Annotated in this window: 14 protein-coding genes and 1 pseudogene; 3 read left to right on the top strand and 12 right to left on the bottom strand. The window is 69.6% G+C overall.

Translation table 11 applies throughout. From position 1 onward, the window contains the following. Positions 1–297: 297 nt before the first annotated feature. The 10 genes from ALLO2_RS12485 to ALLO2_RS12440 all read right to left on the bottom strand — a co-directional run bounded on the left by ALLO2_RS12485 (position 298) and on the right by ALLO2_RS12440 (position 8,340). The gene (locus ALLO2_RS12485) at positions 298–753 is read right to left on the bottom strand and encodes a GNAT family N-acetyltransferase (RefSeq protein WP_023841408.1); all 456 of its coding nucleotides are present in this window, start codon (positions 751–753) and stop codon (positions 298–300) included. A 99-nt stretch (positions 754–852) separates the two neighbouring features. Further along, the gene (locus ALLO2_RS12480; protein ID WP_023841407.1) at positions 853–1,152 is read right to left on the bottom strand and encodes a 4a-hydroxytetrahydrobiopterin dehydratase; all 300 of its coding nucleotides are present in this window, start codon (positions 1,150–1,152) and stop codon (positions 853–855) included. Beyond that, the gene (locus tag ALLO2_RS12475; RefSeq protein WP_035732229.1) at positions 1,145–2,704 is read right to left on the bottom strand and encodes a hypothetical protein; all 1,560 of its coding nucleotides are present in this window, start codon (positions 2,702–2,704) and stop codon (positions 1,145–1,147) included. The genes ALLO2_RS12480 and ALLO2_RS12475 overlap by 8 nt, the downstream gene beginning before the upstream one ends. Positions 2,705–2,707: 3 nt before the next feature. Then, the gene (gene fxlM, locus ALLO2_RS12470; RefSeq protein ID WP_023841405.1) at positions 2,708–4,048 is read right to left on the bottom strand and encodes a methyltransferase, FxLD system; all 1,341 of its coding nucleotides are present in this window, start codon (positions 4,046–4,048) and stop codon (positions 2,708–2,710) included. A 311-nt stretch (positions 4,049–4,359) separates the two neighbouring features. Beyond that, a complete protein-coding gene (locus ALLO2_RS12465; RefSeq protein ID WP_023841404.1) occupies positions 4,360–5,145 on the bottom strand; it encodes an SAM-dependent methyltransferase in 786 nt (261 codons plus the stop codon). An 82-nt stretch (positions 5,146–5,227) separates the two neighbouring features. Beyond that, on the bottom strand, positions 5,228–6,094 hold the full coding sequence (locus ALLO2_RS12460) for a methyltransferase domain-containing protein (RefSeq protein ID WP_084588419.1): 867 nt from the start codon (positions 6,092–6,094) through the stop codon (positions 5,228–5,230). Positions 6,095–6,154: 60 nt separating this feature from the next. Next, positions 6,155–6,538 (bottom strand): hypothetical protein, encoded by a 384-nt coding sequence (locus ALLO2_RS23355; protein WP_023841402.1) that lies wholly within the window; start codon positions 6,536–6,538, stop codon positions 6,155–6,157. Positions 6,539–6,690: 152 nt separating this feature from the next. Next, on the bottom strand, positions 6,691–7,113 hold the full coding sequence (locus ALLO2_RS12450; RefSeq protein WP_232235062.1) for a hypothetical protein: 423 nt from the start codon (positions 7,111–7,113) through the stop codon (positions 6,691–6,693). 178 nt (positions 7,114–7,291) lie between these two features. Continuing rightward, positions 7,292–7,648, bottom strand: a complete 357-nt coding sequence (locus ALLO2_RS12445; RefSeq protein ID WP_035732227.1) for a hypothetical protein — start codon at positions 7,646–7,648, stop codon at positions 7,292–7,294. Then, complete coding sequence (locus ALLO2_RS12440; protein ID WP_023841399.1) at positions 7,645–8,340, bottom strand: ATP-binding protein; 696 nt, start codon at positions 8,338–8,340, stop codon at positions 7,645–7,647. The genes ALLO2_RS12445 and ALLO2_RS12440 overlap by 4 nt, the downstream gene beginning before the upstream one ends. 84 nt (positions 8,341–8,424) lie before the next feature. Here ALLO2_RS12440 and ALLO2_RS12435 point away from each other — a divergent pair, with 84 nt between their 5' ends. Then, complete coding sequence (locus ALLO2_RS12435; protein WP_023841398.1) at positions 8,425–8,757, top strand: hypothetical protein; 333 nt, start codon at positions 8,425–8,427, stop codon at positions 8,755–8,757. A 27-nt stretch (positions 8,758–8,784) separates the two neighbouring features. Here the strand turns inward: ALLO2_RS12435 and ALLO2_RS12430 are convergent, their stop codons facing one another. Next, entirely contained in the window at positions 8,785–10,017 is a 1,233-nt protein-coding gene (locus ALLO2_RS12430) for a hypothetical protein (protein ID WP_023841397.1), read from the bottom strand. Between the two features lie 540 nt (positions 10,018–10,557). On the opposite strand from ALLO2_RS12430, the gene ALLO2_RS27215 reads away from it, so the two are divergent. Continuing rightward, positions 10,558–12,087: a hypothetical protein gene (locus ALLO2_RS27215; RefSeq protein ID WP_369808151.1), complete on the top strand. Its 1,530-nt coding sequence runs from the start codon at positions 10,558–10,560 to the stop codon at positions 12,085–12,087. Between the two features lie 150 nt (positions 12,088–12,237). On the opposite strand, the pseudogene ALLO2_RS12420 reads toward ALLO2_RS27215, so the two are convergent. Beyond that, positions 12,238–12,633 (bottom strand): annotated as a pseudogene (locus ALLO2_RS12420) (kinase); the annotation flags it as partial. 266 nt (positions 12,634–12,899) lie between these two features. Here ALLO2_RS12420 and ALLO2_RS12415 point away from each other — a divergent pair. Then, on the top strand, positions 12,900–13,982 hold the full coding sequence (locus ALLO2_RS12415; RefSeq protein ID WP_082456752.1) for an ISAs1 family transposase: 1,083 nt from the start codon (positions 12,900–12,902) through the stop codon (positions 13,980–13,982). Positions 13,983–15,083 lie beyond the last annotated feature (1,101 nt).

Here is a 15,083-nt window from a genome sequence, read left to right as displayed (position 1 = left end):
AAGTTGAGGAAGGGGACACCGGGCCATGGGCGAGATCAGTCAGCGGGCTGAGTAGGAGGAGCTGCGCCCGAATGCGCGCGGTGGGTATGGCGCACGATGAGATCGCTGTCGAGTTCGCGCGCCGCTACCCTGCTGCGACCTCGTGCCGCGAAAATGATCAAGAGGTAGATGTATGGCAGGGCGAATTTCAACCTGCTCCGCAAACGAGTTCTCCTCGCGACCTGAAAGCGTGAGGGTCCACTTCGACCACAAGATCAGGGGTAGATCCTGTTTTCAGTGTCCGTTGACAGGGGTGCCTCACGCGTTGCCTGGGGTCCATTGCATCGACATGCGCGGATCCTCAATCCGCACGACTTCGAACCCGAGGCGGGTATAGAGGGCCCGTGCTGGATTGTTGACGAAGACGCTGAGCCGGACCGGAACGCCACGCCGCTGAGCCGCCCGAAGGATGCCCTGTAGCAGATGGGTGCCAATGCCACGGCCTTGCGCCTCGGGGAGCAGCGCGATCTCCTCGATGAAGTCGTACTCACTCTGGTGGATGACACACGTGTAGCCGATGGGTCGCCCGCTCTCCTCGACCACGGCACATGGCAGATTGGCGAACTCCTTGTCGGCGGTTATGCGCTGTTCCGCATCATCCCACCCCGACGTCTGTTCGACGTATGCCCGCAGGGCGGCTCGCCTCACCTCGAAGAAGAACTCTCGATCGCTGCTCAGAGCGAGCCGAACCCGAAGGTCATGGGAACAGGTCATTGCGTGAGGCTACGACTTCGATCAAAGGGAAACCTTCACGGCTGCGGCACGAGCCCGACTGGTGGCGAAGGGAGCCGGGAACGCGCCGCTGACCTGGTCTTACCCCGCACCGTGCGCTGAGGCGATTGCCTGGATGCGCCGGGCGAGCTCGATGTCGTGCTCGGCGACGTAGCCGCCGATGTCGCTGGAGCTGATGGACACGTGCACGGTCTTGTAGCCGAGCGTCGCGTCGGAGTGGTGACCGAACTCGTGCTGAATGGCGGCGATGTGCATCACGAACGCCGCTCCCTGGAGGTGGGGCAACGAGTACAGCCGTTCGATGCGTCGGCCATCGGTGGTCCAGCCGTCCAGGGTCGTGAGGTGGTGCTCGATCTGTTCCCGTGACAGAGCCTCAGCCATGTTCTCTCCCGGTCTCGTCAGTGGTGACGGGCGCGAGCGCCTCCGCCAGATCCTGGCCTACGGAGTGTGTGTGCCATGGGGTCATCGCTGCGGCGACCGCGGCGAGTTCTCGACGGGCTCGCGCGGAGCCGGTCTCCACCGCGAGCGCGGTCGCGTAGCGTGCGAGGCCCACCGCTCGTTCCGGCTCGCCTTGCTGCGCGGCGGCGACGGCATGGCGTGCGGACCAGACCCCGACATCGCGGCGGGCAGAGGGAGGCGCGGCGGGGNTGATCTNCTGCCAGAGACGGTCGGCGTCGTCAGCCAGGCCGAGCCGTCCGTAGCAGGTGGCGCGCTGCACCTCGACGTAGCTGTCGGTGCGGCGGCAGGCTGTGCCCCACTCCTCGACGTCGACCTGGTCTACGAGCCTGCCGGCCTGATCGAGCAGGAGATCGACCTGCCGGCGGTCGCCGCGCAGCGAAGCACCGTGCGCCTGCTGCTGCAGGGCGAAGATCTGAACCTCGGGCGTGAGATGCCGGGCGTCGACCAGCGCGGCCTGGCACAGGTCGATCACGGCCATCGCGTTGCCCAGGTCGGTGAAGGCCATCGCCCGGTCGACCAGAGCGCAGGCGACGGCGTCGCGTTCCCCGCAGCGGTGGGCCAGTTCGAGGGCGGCGTCGTGGCAGCGCATCGCGGCGACCGGATCGCCGGCGTCCAGCCACAGCCACGCGGCGAACGCGGCGAACGACGAGCCGACCTTCGCCATGCGCTGGCGGGTCGGCCCATCCGCTGTGTCCACCAGCTGCTCGATGACCTCGAACTGGGAGACGACCGTGCCGATCAGCGCGCCGGAGCCGAGCAGCATGTCCGCGCGGTAATGGCCCTGCAGTTGGTCGTCGAAGTAGGAGACGAGCGCCGGGTCGACGCGGCGGGCACGACGTGGCCCTGCCAGACCCGCCACAAGCGCGGAGCCGGCGAGGAGGGTGAACCCGCGGCGGCCGAGAACGTCCACTCCCTCGATGCTCCCAGCCGACGCATCGAGACGCAGCCGCTTGGGCACACCGCCGAATCCCGCGTCTGCGCCAGGATCAGCCGGCGGCCGGGAATAGGGAACCGTGGGCGGTGACAGCGCCGCGGGGAATCCTGCCAGCGGTGTCGATGGAGCGTCTCCGCGTGTGGCATTGATCAGGAGTGTGTCGGCGGGGTTGAGGTTTTCGCGGTCGTCGAGGTCGATGAGGTTGTGGATGCTGGTGCCGTAGACCTCGGCGAGTAGCGCGAGGAGCTGGGGGGTGGGGCGGCGGCGGTTGTTCGGTAGTGGCCAGTTCTCCAGTTCCGAGAGTNGGGGGGTGGTCATGGGGGCGGTGCCGTGGGGGTCGAGGCCGGTGCGGGCGGCGTGGGCGTTGATGTGGTTNGCGGCCTGTGCCTGGGTCCAGCCGTGTGCGATGCGGTGCGCGGCGCGGGGGCGCAGCTTGTAGCGGCGGGCGAACTCGACCGCGATCTCGTCGTGGGACATGCCGGCCGCGCGCATCCGTGTACGCAGCTCATCCTGCTCCGCCCGCAGACTGGGCCTCGTCATGTCTCACCCTTCCTGGGCCTGTGCGCCACCCAGGTCGTCCTCGGTCGCTCGGCGCGGCTGGGAAGCGGCATCGGAGTGCTCGCCGGACAGCCGGTCCTGCGTGGAGGACGGCCAGGTAACCGCGATACGGCTGTGGCGGCGGGTCAGGATGAGGGCGCCCGGAGGAAGGGACTCGTCCGGGGCGTCTGCGGGGTGAACGCTGATGCGGGCGTTCAGACTGGTGCCGTCCCAGGATCCGATGAGGTCGGCCAGCTTCGCGGCGGTCGTGTCGGCGTGGGGGCCGTGCCCGTAGGCGCCGAACTCGAAATGCTCGCGTGTCTCGTCCGTGGGTCGGAAGGTCAGGTACGCGAAGCTGTCACCGTCGAGAAGGGTCGGGACTCCCAGCCCCCAGGAATGGGTGACGAGGCCGGAATCCACGGCGGCTTTCGTCACGGCGAGCAGCCCGAAGTCGGGCAGCTTCATGGCCATCCACAGGAACAGTCCGTCGAACCTGCCGCCTTTCTCGACGCTCCCTGCCCACGCCTCCTTGCGGGGCATCGTCAGCGCGGCGCCCAAGGCGTCACCGTCGGCCTGCTGGCCGTCGTCCAGGCGCAGGCGCACCTCGTCGCCGTGGAGCGGGACGAGGCGTTCACGTTGTTCTCCGGCGCCCTGCATCGGCACGAAGCCGCACAGCTCGTAGCCGCGGTCCACCAGACGGTTGTTCTCCCGCTCGAACGCCACCGACCGGGTCAGGCCACGCATCCGCAGCGGGACAACGAGCCGGCCGCCCTCGGCGAGCTGGTCACTCCAGGCTGGGGGCAGGTCCATCGCGCCGACGGTGACGATGATCCGGTCGAAGGGAGCGTGCTCGGGGGCGCCGAACTCGCCGTCGGTGCGCAGCAAGATGATGCTGTCGTAGCCCGCCGCCGGTAGGAACCGAGCTGCCCGGTCGATGATGTCCTGATCGATGTCGATCGAGACGACCTGGCCGGTCTCGCCCACGAGTTCGGCGAGCATCGCGGCGTTGAGCCCGCCGGTGCCGATCTCCAGAACGCGCATCCCGGGGCGGATCTGGGCCTGCTCCAGCATCATGGCCTGAACCCGCGCGGCGGACACCGAACTGATGCTGACCCCCAGCTCGTCGTTCTTCGTCACGTAGTGGCGCTCGGCGGCGTACGCCTCGGTCAACGGCAGCTCGGGGACGAACAGATGCCGGGGCACTGCCCGCACCGCCTTCTCCACCTCCGGCGTCACGATTGCCTTCAGTTCCCGCAGTTCCTGGATGAGCTCCTCGCGCAGGCGAGCGACATCGTCGGGCTGGGGGGCCACCTGTTCCTGGGTGGGCTCACTCGTGGAGGTGGACACCAGGCTTCTCCTCGCTCGGATGACGACCTTGTGTGATGGCCTGTCGACTCTACGGCGTCAACGATCTTTCGGGTGCGGGTGGATTGGTGCGACGCGGCTCTACGATGCCTGGCGCCGCGAGGCGGGTCATTCCCCTCGCCACGAACGTTTCCTTCGGTACCTGCAAGGCGGCTGACCTGCGAGAACTGTTGCTGCTGGCCGCGTTTGTTCGCCACGGGCATGTCAGTTCGTTCGGCCGGATCAAGCTTTTTCGATCTTGAACGGCGTCTCCGTCCTGGCGGAGAGGGGTCTGCGGGCTGGTTCGCTAGCGATCAGTCCTTGTGTCCGACTCCGCACATCCCGAACGGTGCGAGTGGGTCCTCCGGTTCAGGAGCGTTTCGCCAGTGTGCTGGGGGCACGATGCCGGGTTCGACGACGTTGAGGCCGTCGAAGAATCCGGTGATCTCCTGTGGTGTTCGGTACTGGTATCCGTGGTGTTCGGACAGCTCTTCGAGCTCTGTGATCTGTTCGTTGTCCGGGTCGACCGTGCCGTCGTCCAGGACGAGGTAGCTGCCCGGTGCCAGGCCATCCAGGAGTGTCTGGGTGATGGCGTACGCCTCGTCGAGGTCGACCAGCCCCATGACCGCCGTCAGGATCAGGCCCACGGGTTCGGCGAGATCGAGGGTCTCGGCCGCGCGTCCGAGGATCACCTTCGGCTCGTGGATGTCGGCATCGACGGTGACGGTCACCCCCTCGGGCGCTCCGATGAGCAGCGCGCGAGCGTGAGCCAGGACAAGAGGATCGTTGTCGACGTAGACAATGCGTGACTGCGGTGCCACCTGTTGGGCGATCTGGTGGGTGGCGTGTTCGACGGGCAGGCCGGGCCCGATGTCGAGGAACTGCCGCACGCCCGCGTCGACGGCCAGGTAGGTGACCGCACGGACCAGGAACTGCCTGGACGCATGGGTCGCCTCCGCAATGTTCGGGACGATCGAGACAAGGGCGGCGGCGTGCTCCCGGTCGACCGGGAAGTGGTCCTTGCCCCCGAGGAAGTAGTTCCGCACCCTGGCCGGGTGGGGGCGGGTGGTGGCGAAGGTGGGCGGCGGGTATGCGGCCATCGGTGGACTCCCGAACAGATGTCAGGTTCGTGGGTGGCGGTCCGCGGCGCCGCGCCCTGCGCGACGCGGCGGTGTCCAGCGGTCAGGTCCCGGTGTCTGGCTTGACGGCGGTCAGGTAGACGATCGGGGTGGTCAGCACGAGGGGGCGGCGGCGCGCGGTTACGCGCCACGCATCGGCGTAGCGGCGGGCGAAGGCGGCGCCCNAGGCGCGGNTGATTGCCTGGTAGACGGACTCGCCGGCCGGGCCCGGGGCGNGCAGTGCAGCCTCGGCGGCGGCCACATTCGTGATCCTGGCGGTGACGGTGTCGGTGATGTGCTCGATGTGGACGAGGCCGGCGAGGCGGGCGTTACCGACCGCGGCGGGCACGGNGAAGGCGTGAGCTGCGGGCTGGACGTCTGTTAGGACCTTCACGACCTGGGCGAGGTCGTGCCAGCTCAGTCCGTCGAGGTCGGTCGGGCTTCGCTGGCCGAGCAGCGGTTCGCAGATCGACAGCCGTCCGCCCGGTCGCAGGACGTGGGCGATGTCGATCAGCATGCGGCGGGGATGGCCGAGCGGCGCCAGGACGGTGCGGCCGATCACGGCGTCGGCGCTGGCGTCGAGGAGAGGTAGATCGGTGAGGTCCCACACGGATCCCCACCGATAGCGGGTTTCCGGGGTTGGCCGGATCAGGGCCAGGGCTGAGGCGGTCGGGGCGACGGCGGTGACGCTGCCCCCGGGGCAGACCGCGGTCAGCGCGCCCGTCATCAGCCCTGGGGTCGGGCTGAGCGCGACCAGGTCCTGTCCGGGCCGGGCGCGTGCGCCGGCGAGGACGACGGTCTCGCCGGCGGAGGGTCGGCGGTGACGGGGGTCGGGCTGATCGAAGCGGCGGACGACGAGCAGGTCCGACTCGGTCCACTCGCTGATACGGAGGGCGCCCCAGCTCGTGTCGGACAGGTGCTGCGAAGCCACGGCCACTCCTGGAATTGAGACGGTACCCACCTCCCGCGGGCAGGCAGACAAACAGAATGATCAGCTGGATTGATCGCCGTGTCGTCCCCCGCGGAGGGAACGTTCTGTTCGCCTGGTGGCCACTGGCCTGAGCTGCGTGAACGCCGTGATGCGGCGCCCGTTGTTCGTCGCCGAGGGCGGCAGACCGTCGACCCCGGCCCCCGCGATCATGGCGGCGATGTCGACTTGCTGGCATGCCTCGTCCAGGTCCAGTCTCTGTTCAGCTGCGTGGTCATAGGCGTCCAGCGCCGCGCAGAGGTCAATCCAGGCCGCGCCCGCGGGGTCAATGGGCGGGATGAAGGCGGCGAGCACGTCTGCCAGCTCGGTGGGCGGGAGGAGATCGCGCATCCGCGCGAGCAGGACGACCGGTCGGAGCGTGGGTGGGACCGTGCGCGGGGGCGTCATGGGCGTCGGCTTCGGTGTCGAGGGGTGAAGGCGGGCGGGCTCGGCTGCCGGGTCGTGTGACGCTTCCCCTCCAGAGACGGGGTGGTGCGTCCCAGGGGTAGGTCTGCGGGCAGTGAGGTTGGAGCCCAGTAGAAAAGAATGATCACGGGATGTCAGGGCAGGACGGGCCAGTCTGGGCTGGCCCAGCCGATCTCGGTGTAGGGCGTGATGGTGAGGAGCACCGGAAGGGCTTGGGCGTCCCAGGGGGCCATCCGCTCAGGGGGTCTGCCGGGAGAGGCCCACTGACGCCAGGCGCTGTGGGCAGGTTCGCCGTTCCACACACCGACGCTGAAGACCAGACGAATCGTGTCTTGCGCGGTGGTTCTGTGCGCGCTGACGTGAGCAAGCAGGAGATCGCGTTCGGCGACCTCGATCCCCAGATCCCTCCCGGCGAAGGCGACGACATGGCGTTGGGGTGAGACGTCGAAGCGCAGCTCGGTCGCGGGCAGGCCCCACCGGCTGTTCGCCGCCTGCTGTAGCAGGATCCGTCCCGTCTGGTCGATCAGGAGCAGGTGCGCGGTGACCGCGATCGGCACGGAGCGTGGGGGGTGTGTGGGCTTGGTGGCGGTCGGCGCCGCGCCGGCCACGGGCCCGCTGCTGCGCGGTCCGGCCGCCCGGCTGGCCGCTAGTGGGTGGATGCGCGGACCGCTGGCGTCGGCAGGGTGCGTCGGTGGATCGGCGACCGTACCGGATCGGGGTGTGCCCCGAGGCGTGTCAGACGGGGCCATGGTCGTCCTGTGTGTGGCACGGCGAGGTGGTACGGACGCGGGTGACCGCGCGGGTGAGGGCCGAGATGAGGGCGTCGATCTCATCGAGGGTGAGGGCTTCGTTGTCCGCGTCGTCGGCACCTAATCCGATGGCGATCATCGGCTGGTGGGTGGTCGTGGCGGTGACGTACTGCTCGATCGCGACCTGGATCGCGGNGGNGTCCCGCAGGCCGGGGNTCGGTGGCAGGNCGATGACCGTGAACGCGGAGATGTGGTAGTCGCCGGGGCCGGCGGGTTCGGCGACCAGGTGGCCGGCGGGCTGCGTGCACCACGGNGGGCAGGAACGGTCGGCGGATCGGGTCATGCTGTGCCGCCTGTTCCAGGCTGGTGGGGGTGGCTGCTGGTGTGGAGGTGGGTCCCGTCGTCCAGGTTGCGCAGGCCGTCGCGTACTCGTTGCAGCAGCGCCAGGTCGAACCCGATCGGGTCCTGTGTCGTCTCGGTGAGGCCGGGGGATGTGGCGCGCCGCGGTAGATCCCCAGCGGCGGTGTCCCGCGGCACCTGGGTGGATGGGGTTGTGTGCGGCAGGCTCGCCCAGGTCACCTTGCCTTTCGGCCGGTGGCCGGCGGCGGTGCGGACCCGGGCCTGGTAGTGGCCGCTGTGTCCGCTCAGGGCGGTGACCAGTTGCAGGCCGCGGCCGTCCTCGGCGTCGGGTCCGGCGGTCCGGCGGGTGGGGCGACCAGCGCCTGCGTCCCACACCTCGACGATCAGGTCCTGAGGGCTGTAGGTCAGGCGCATCGCGATGCGGGAGGTCAGGTCGTCGTCCCCGCTGTGGCGTGCGTGGTGGCTGGCGGCGAGCGGGTTGGTGACCAGCTCGGAGGTCACGAGGGCGGCCGTGTCGGTCAGGCTGTTGAGGCCCCAGTGGTGGAGTTGGGTTGTCACGTGGTGGCGGGCATCGGAGGCGGACCGCGGGGCGGCGGGGTAGTGCCAGATGCGGTGCGGCAGCGGCTGGTCGGGCGGTTCGGTGGGGGCGGATGGGGCGGCAGCGGTGGTGGTCACGGGGTTCTCCCGGCGGAGGGTTGCGGGCCTGGTCGCGCCCTCGCGCAGCGGGGGCGTAGACGGGGATCGGGCGGGGGTCGTCTCGTGGACGAGCGCGAGGTTGTGCTCGGCGAGTACCGCGGTGCCGCACGGCCAGGTGCCTCCGCAGCCCGCGCACACGCCATCGCGGTGAACGTGAACATCCAGGAGGTGGACGGCGGTGCGACGAAGCCGCTCGAACGCAGCACTCGCCTGGTCGGGCGCTTGTTCGCCTACGCGGCGGCCAGCCTGCCCTTCGCCGATGATCACCGGATCGGTGCCGGCATCGGCGACGATGCCCCGCAGGCCGAGGCGCCGCTGGGGCCAGGTTCGGGTAGTGACCGGTTGTCCGCCGACGGGCGGAGAGCCGTAGCCATGCAGAGACACCTCGGGTTCTGAACGGGAAGGCGAACAGGGTCGGCAAGATCAGCGGGGTGTGGCTGTTGCGGTGAGCTCTGCGCTGTCGGTGGCGGTGCCGGCGGATGTGGTGCCGGCGAGCGCGTTGAGGGTGGCGTTCAGCGCCGCATCGGTGCCGCGGCGGCGTAGCTCGCAGGTCAGCACGTCGAGAGCGGCCAGCGCTGGCAGGGGATCGGTCCGGAGCGCTGCGGTGACGGGTGCGAGCGGCAGGGCGGCGGGCAGCGTTTCAGCGGTGACGACCCGGTCGAAGACGGTGGCCGCCCAGACCGTGAGGACGGCGGACAGCCAGCCTTTCCACTGCTCCCGGCGGGCCGCCAGCTGGCCGGCGAGCCAGGCTTCGAGGCCTTCGACAAGGTCCGCCCGTACGCTCGGCGCGGCACCGACCGCCAGCAGATGCAGGTGGCCGAGCAGCGTCCCGGTGTCCGCCGGTTCCCCCTCGGGCCCGAGCGAGGGTGCTACCAGCATCGGCGCCGGCGAACCGTCGGGATACAGCATGTGGCCGGGGGAGAGGTTCCCGAAGGCGAGTCCGGCGCTGGGACAGGCCGTGGGATCCCACCGGGCGGCCAGCCGGCCCAGCCGCATCGACAGGCTTCCCGCGAGCGCCCGCAGCTCCCCGACCTCCCCCGCCGGCGCCCGGTCGGCGTGGAAGTGATCCGTCGTGTGCTCCAGCGCCGCGGTGACCACCCGAGGCAGGCTGCGGGCCTGGGCCGGTGCCGCGACCTGCCGCAGCTGTCGCGCCGGATCACGGTGCAGTTCGCTCAGGTCGTCCATCAACGTGGCCAGCAGCTCGGTCAGCATCGCAGGCTGGGCCTGTACGCGGGCGGCTAGGCTCGGCCCCGCCGCCCAGGGGGTGAACAGCACCCCGCCGGTCAGGGCGGTCGGGGCGGCCACCCGAAGCCCGCTGTGCGCGGCCAGTGCGGTGAGCTGCTCTGCCTGTGCCTGTGCCTGTACCTGGTCCGCGCACCCGCGGTCGTCCGAGCGCACCGCGGCGAGGTCACCGTGGTCGCCGCGGACGACACGCGACAGCGCACCCCCAGGTCGCACCGCCGCGCACACCACGGACCCCCCGACCTGGACCCGGCTGGCGAACGTGGTGCCCGCCGTGAACAGCGGCCCGATGTCCACCCGAAACTGCGGCCACAGTTCCGCGGTCGCGGACACGATCCGCCGTCGCGTGTCCTCGACCAGCCACCGCACATCGGCATCCGGCCAGCAGGCCGGGCAACCGGACGGCCGGCTCACCGCGCCAGCTCCCCGCTCCCCGGCAGGACGCAGTCGTCGCCCCTCGCACCGCCCGGACCTGCAGGCCCACCCACGGCGAAGCCCGTCGAGCCCGTCATGGATGCGCCTGCGACCAGCCGGCTACTCCGATGCGGCCTCTGGCCGGTCGACACCGCCGGCTCCATCCGGCCGGTGCGGGTGGCGCCGGGTCCGGGGGGATGGTCGCGGAGTGTGGCGTCGGCGATCCACGTCATGGGAACGGCCCTCACTGACGGTAGGCAAAGTGGAACCGTTACACCATCGCCCCAGCCGTGCCGCCGGTCATTCCCTCGAACGCGAAGAAGCTGTTCGTCTTTCTCGACCCCGTGTGAGCTGGGAAAACACCAACGGCGGCAGCAATCGTTTCGCGGCGATACCGCCCCTGCCTCCCCGGGGCGTGATCGATCGACTACCGTGGACAGGCCTCCGGAATCGCGAGATGACACTCTGTCACGGAAGGGACTCACGATCGTCGTGGCCACGCCCAGCCATCGCGTCGAGCAGGACGAATTGCGGGAGCGGATGCGCGCCGTCGGCATGTCCCACGACGAGATCGCGATCGAGTTCGCCCGCCGTTACCACTACCGTCCCCGCGCCGCGCACCGGATCGCGCACGGCTGGACTCAGCAACAGGCCGCGGGCCGTATCAACGCTCACGCCGCCCGCACCGGCCTTGACCCGCACGGCAAGGCCCCGATGACCGGCCCCCGTCTCAGCGAGCTGGAGAACTGGCCGCTGCCCCTGCGTCGCCGGCCGACCCCCCAGCTCCTTGCGCTGCTCGCCGAGGTCTACGGCACCAGCATCCACAACCTCATTGACCTTGATGATCGCGAGCAGATGCCCCACGACGATCTGCTCCTCATCGCGCAGATCCACAAGAGCATTCCACGGCCGGCGCAGGACGGCACCGCACACANCGCCACCGCGATCAGCAGCCGACCGCGGCCTGAGCCGGTCAGTGTCGAACACGTGCGTGTGCCCGCTCTTCCGGGCCGGGTGAGCTCTGTCGCGCCCGCTGGCAACGATCCCATAGAGGAGGACATCGACGCGGATACNGCTCTGCGCCGCGCGCACGAGTGGCTGGTGACCGAACCACCCCAGGTCGTGGAGACCCGCGTAGGAAGGCGGATCGGCGAGGCGTTTACCCGCACGGTGGAAGGCCGGGTCGTGCAGCTGCGCCGTCTGGATGACTTCGTCGGCGGCCGGGACCTGCACGAGTTGGTCTCCCGGGAAGTCGCCGCCACGACCGCCGTGCTCGGCGACGCGATCTACGATGAGCATCTCGGACGTCGGCTGCAGTCCGCGGTCGCGGAGCTCTGCCAGCTCGCCGGATGGGTCGCGATGGACGCCGGCCACACCCAGGCCGCGCGCCGTTTCTATCTCGACGGAGTGAAAGCCGCGCACGCTGCGGGTAACAGCCCGGTCGCGGCGAACCTGATCTCGACGTTGAGCTACCAGTTCGCGAATCAGCACGACCCGCGCACCGCGATCCTGTTGGCCCGCACCGCCCTGCGCGGAGCGGAGGACTCCGCCACACCGGCCACTCTGGCGCTGTTGTACGAACGGATCGCCTGGGCACATGCGAAGGCCGGCGACCGGTCGGCCACGGAGAAGGCGCTCGCCGCGGTGGAACGGCACTACGAGCAGCGCCACCCTGACGACGAACCGACCTGGGTGTACTGGCTCGACGACAACGAGATCCAGATGATGGCCGGCCGCTGCTACGTCGAACTCGGCCTCCCGAAACGCGCCGAACCACTGCTGGTCGACGCGGTCGCCCGCTGCGACGAAGACCACGCCCGCGAAGCCGCCCTCTACCGCTCCTGGCTCGCCGAGGCCTACCTGCAGACAGGCGATCTCCACCGGGCCGTCGAGGAAGCCTCACACGTCGTCCGCCTCGACGCCCGCGCAGGATCAGCACGCACTTCCGACCGGGTCCAACACCTGCGCGCTCGTCTCGCCGCGTTTCGAGCCGATCCGGCGGTCCGCGCCTTCGAGGACCTCTACGAAGCTGAAGTGGATCTTCCAGGCCTCCCACATCGGCCCCGCTGACTGGCTTGCCAGCGGTCAGCGGCACGGTGAAGAAGGCCACGATCCCCTAAGCACGCAGCGACTGGCGGAAGCATCATGGGCTGCGGCCAGCCGACACCTNGTCTGGAGCGGCAGGCCACGAATCCCGCACACCCGCACCCGTCGCGCGATTCATGGGGCAGGACTGCCTGGTGCCGCCCGGATGGGCGACGCGGGTACAAGCCCGGCGGCGGCTCCGATGAACGCGACCGTCTGGTCGAGCGTCGAGTGTTCCGGGACGACCTGTTCGCCATCTACCCCGAGAAGATCACGGGGCAGGTACCAGCCGCGCATGTCCTCGCTGGTGAACTCGGCCGCCTGCGGCCGGGTGGCATGACGACGCAGCGTCTCCTCCAGCGACACGTCAAGGTAGAAGACGAAACTCCGGCCCTGATGCGCACCAAGCAGTCCTTCGATCATGCTGGCGTAGCGGGCCGCGGTGAGGATGCCCTCCAGCACANCGTGGAAACCATGATCAAGACAGAAACGCACGGTCTGATCGATCAGCGCCGGAGCGAACCCGCCGGGATCGCAGGGCCCCGGCAAGTTTGCTGACGCGTAGGCGGTGGGTCAGGCCTGGGGTTTGTGGTGGGGCTGTGTAGCGGGAGACCGGCCCGCGGTCGGGGGCTTCATGGGTGCGGGCACGACACCTGGAGATCATGGAGGTTCCTACGCCATCATGATCGACCTGAGGTGCCGTGCCCGCCGTACCAGTATCACCGCCTGTTCCTGTTCTCGATCAGCTGGCTGTCGCTGTCACTGACGGCTATCAGGGCCCGTCCTCGTTGTCGGGTCTGCTGGCGGTCTTCGGCCGGGTGCCGGATCCACGGAAATCCCGAGGGCGGCGGTACAGCCTGGCCGTGGTGCTGACCTTGGCGACCTGCGCGGTCGTCGCTGGCGCGCGGTCGTTCACCGCGATCGGCGAGTGGGCCGCTGATGCCGGTCAGGCGGTCGCCGGTCCGCTCGGGATCGTCCGGGTGCCTGAGGAGTCGACGTTCCGCCGGGTGTTCGCAGCCCTCGACGCTGATGCGCTGGACACGGCGCTGGGAGCCTGGGCCGCCGCGGTGACCAGCCCGCGGGAGGGGACGCGGCGGCGGGTCGCGGTCGACGGCAAGACCCTGCGTGGCTCCCGCACCGGCGAGGTCGCGGGTCGGCATCTGCTCGCCGCGCTCGACCATGACACCGGTGTGGTGCTCGGCCAGGTCGCGGTGGACGCGAAGTCGAACGAGATCCCCGCGCTACCCGTCCTACTCGCGGGCCTCGACCTGGCCGGTGTGATCGTTACGGCGGACGCGTTGCATACCCAGACCGAGACCGCTCGCTGGCTGGTCGGCCGCGGGGCGCACTACGTCCTGACGGTGAAGGCGAACCAGCCCAGCCTGTATGCCCAGCTCGCGGCTCTGCCCTGGGGCCAGGTGAGGACCAGCGCGCGGACCGTCGAGCGGGGCCACGGCCGCCGCGAACGGCGCACGGTGAAAGCCACCGAGGTTCGCGCCGGGCTGTTGTTCCCGCACGCCGTGCAGGCGGTGCGGATCACTCGTCGACGTCAGCCACTCACCGGCGGGCTGGTCGAGACCGAGGTCGCCTACCTGGTCACGAGCCTGCCAACCCATCAGGCGAGCCCGGCTGAGCTCGCCGCGTTCACCCGGGAGCACTGGCACGTGGAGAACCGGCTGCACTGGGTCCGCGACGTCACGTTCGGCGAGGACCTCGATCAGGTGCGGACCGGTAACGCGCCCCAGGTCATGGCCAGCATGCGCAACCTCGCGATCACGATCCTGCGCCTGGCCGGTACTACGAACATCGCCGCGGGAATCCGTTATCACGCCCGCCGCCCCGAACGCCCACTGGAGACGATCATGAAGATTGCTTGCTAAGCGACAACTTTGCCGGGGCCCTGGCCGGGATCGTCCCGTTCTCTGAGCACCACCCGGCGCAGGTAGTCCTGCTCGACCTTACCAACCGCCAAAAGTGTTGAGTCGCCTCCAGGCTGGGCATCCACGTCGTGAACATGTTCGCGACGTGGGCTGTCGCATGCGAAGCCTTACACGGTTTCCCGAGAGTCGGGTGTCGGTAGCGAGCGCCGCGCAGGCGGCCGACAACGGTCATCGGGTGGGAGAAATGAGCACGGGTTCCAGCATGATTCTGGAGAGATCGGCGTCGCTTGACCATGATCGGATGTGATCGAGGCGGTGCTCTCCTTCGCTCCGCAGTTACCGGAGCTGGGGGAAAGTCCCGGTGGCCAGCCCTAGATTCTTCAGGTCGTCGCTCAGCCAGCGGGCGGCGACGCTGGACGCGGGTCGGACTTCGGCCATGTCGTCCGCGGCGGTGTGGGCCCAGCCCAGGCTGGCGGTCGACTCGCGTCCGCGCTGCGCCAGCCAGGCCCGTACCTGTCCGAGCATCGCCGGGAACCGGTCTGCTGACGGTTCCGGCTCGGCGTAAGCGATGATCGCTCGGCCGGATGCGGACCGGATGGCCGGCTCGCGTTCGGCGGCGAACTGTGGGAGCAGCGCCACCGGCACTCGCGTCAGCGATAGGCCCGGCGGTTGGTCGCCGCTGGCGCTTGTGAATTCCATGACGACGCCGAACGGCGCGAGCGCCGCACCCGGCATTGACCAGCTGAGTCGAGCGAACGCGTGCGCCGCGGCCTCGTCGTAGGCGTCGCAGGCGCGGCCGTAGACCTCGACCTCGAACTCCATGAGTCGCTGTGGCGAGAACCGGTCCCAGNCCCNCCCGCCGGTCGGATGCTCGATGTCCGCGGTTGGCAGGTGGGACTCCACGTGTTCCGCGGCACTGTCGTCGATCCAGCGGACGAGGTCGTCGAGGTCACTGCCGCCGATCTTCCGGCCGTTGAGCACGATCCTCGCGTTGCGTGCCCCGCCGACCGCGTCGAGGATTTTTACGGCCTGCGCGCGTACCCGTTCGGCGGGCAGCGGCTGTTGGAATCGCGAGCCCCGGTTGAGCAGCCGCCGCGCGAG

This window comes from Frankia sp. Allo2, assembly GCF_000733325.1.
Lineage (GTDB): Bacteria > Actinomycetota > Actinomycetes > Frankiales > Frankiaceae > Frankia > Frankia casuarinae.
Note: the sequence above shows the minus strand (reverse complement) of the source record. Positions and strands in the feature narration are given on the sequence as shown.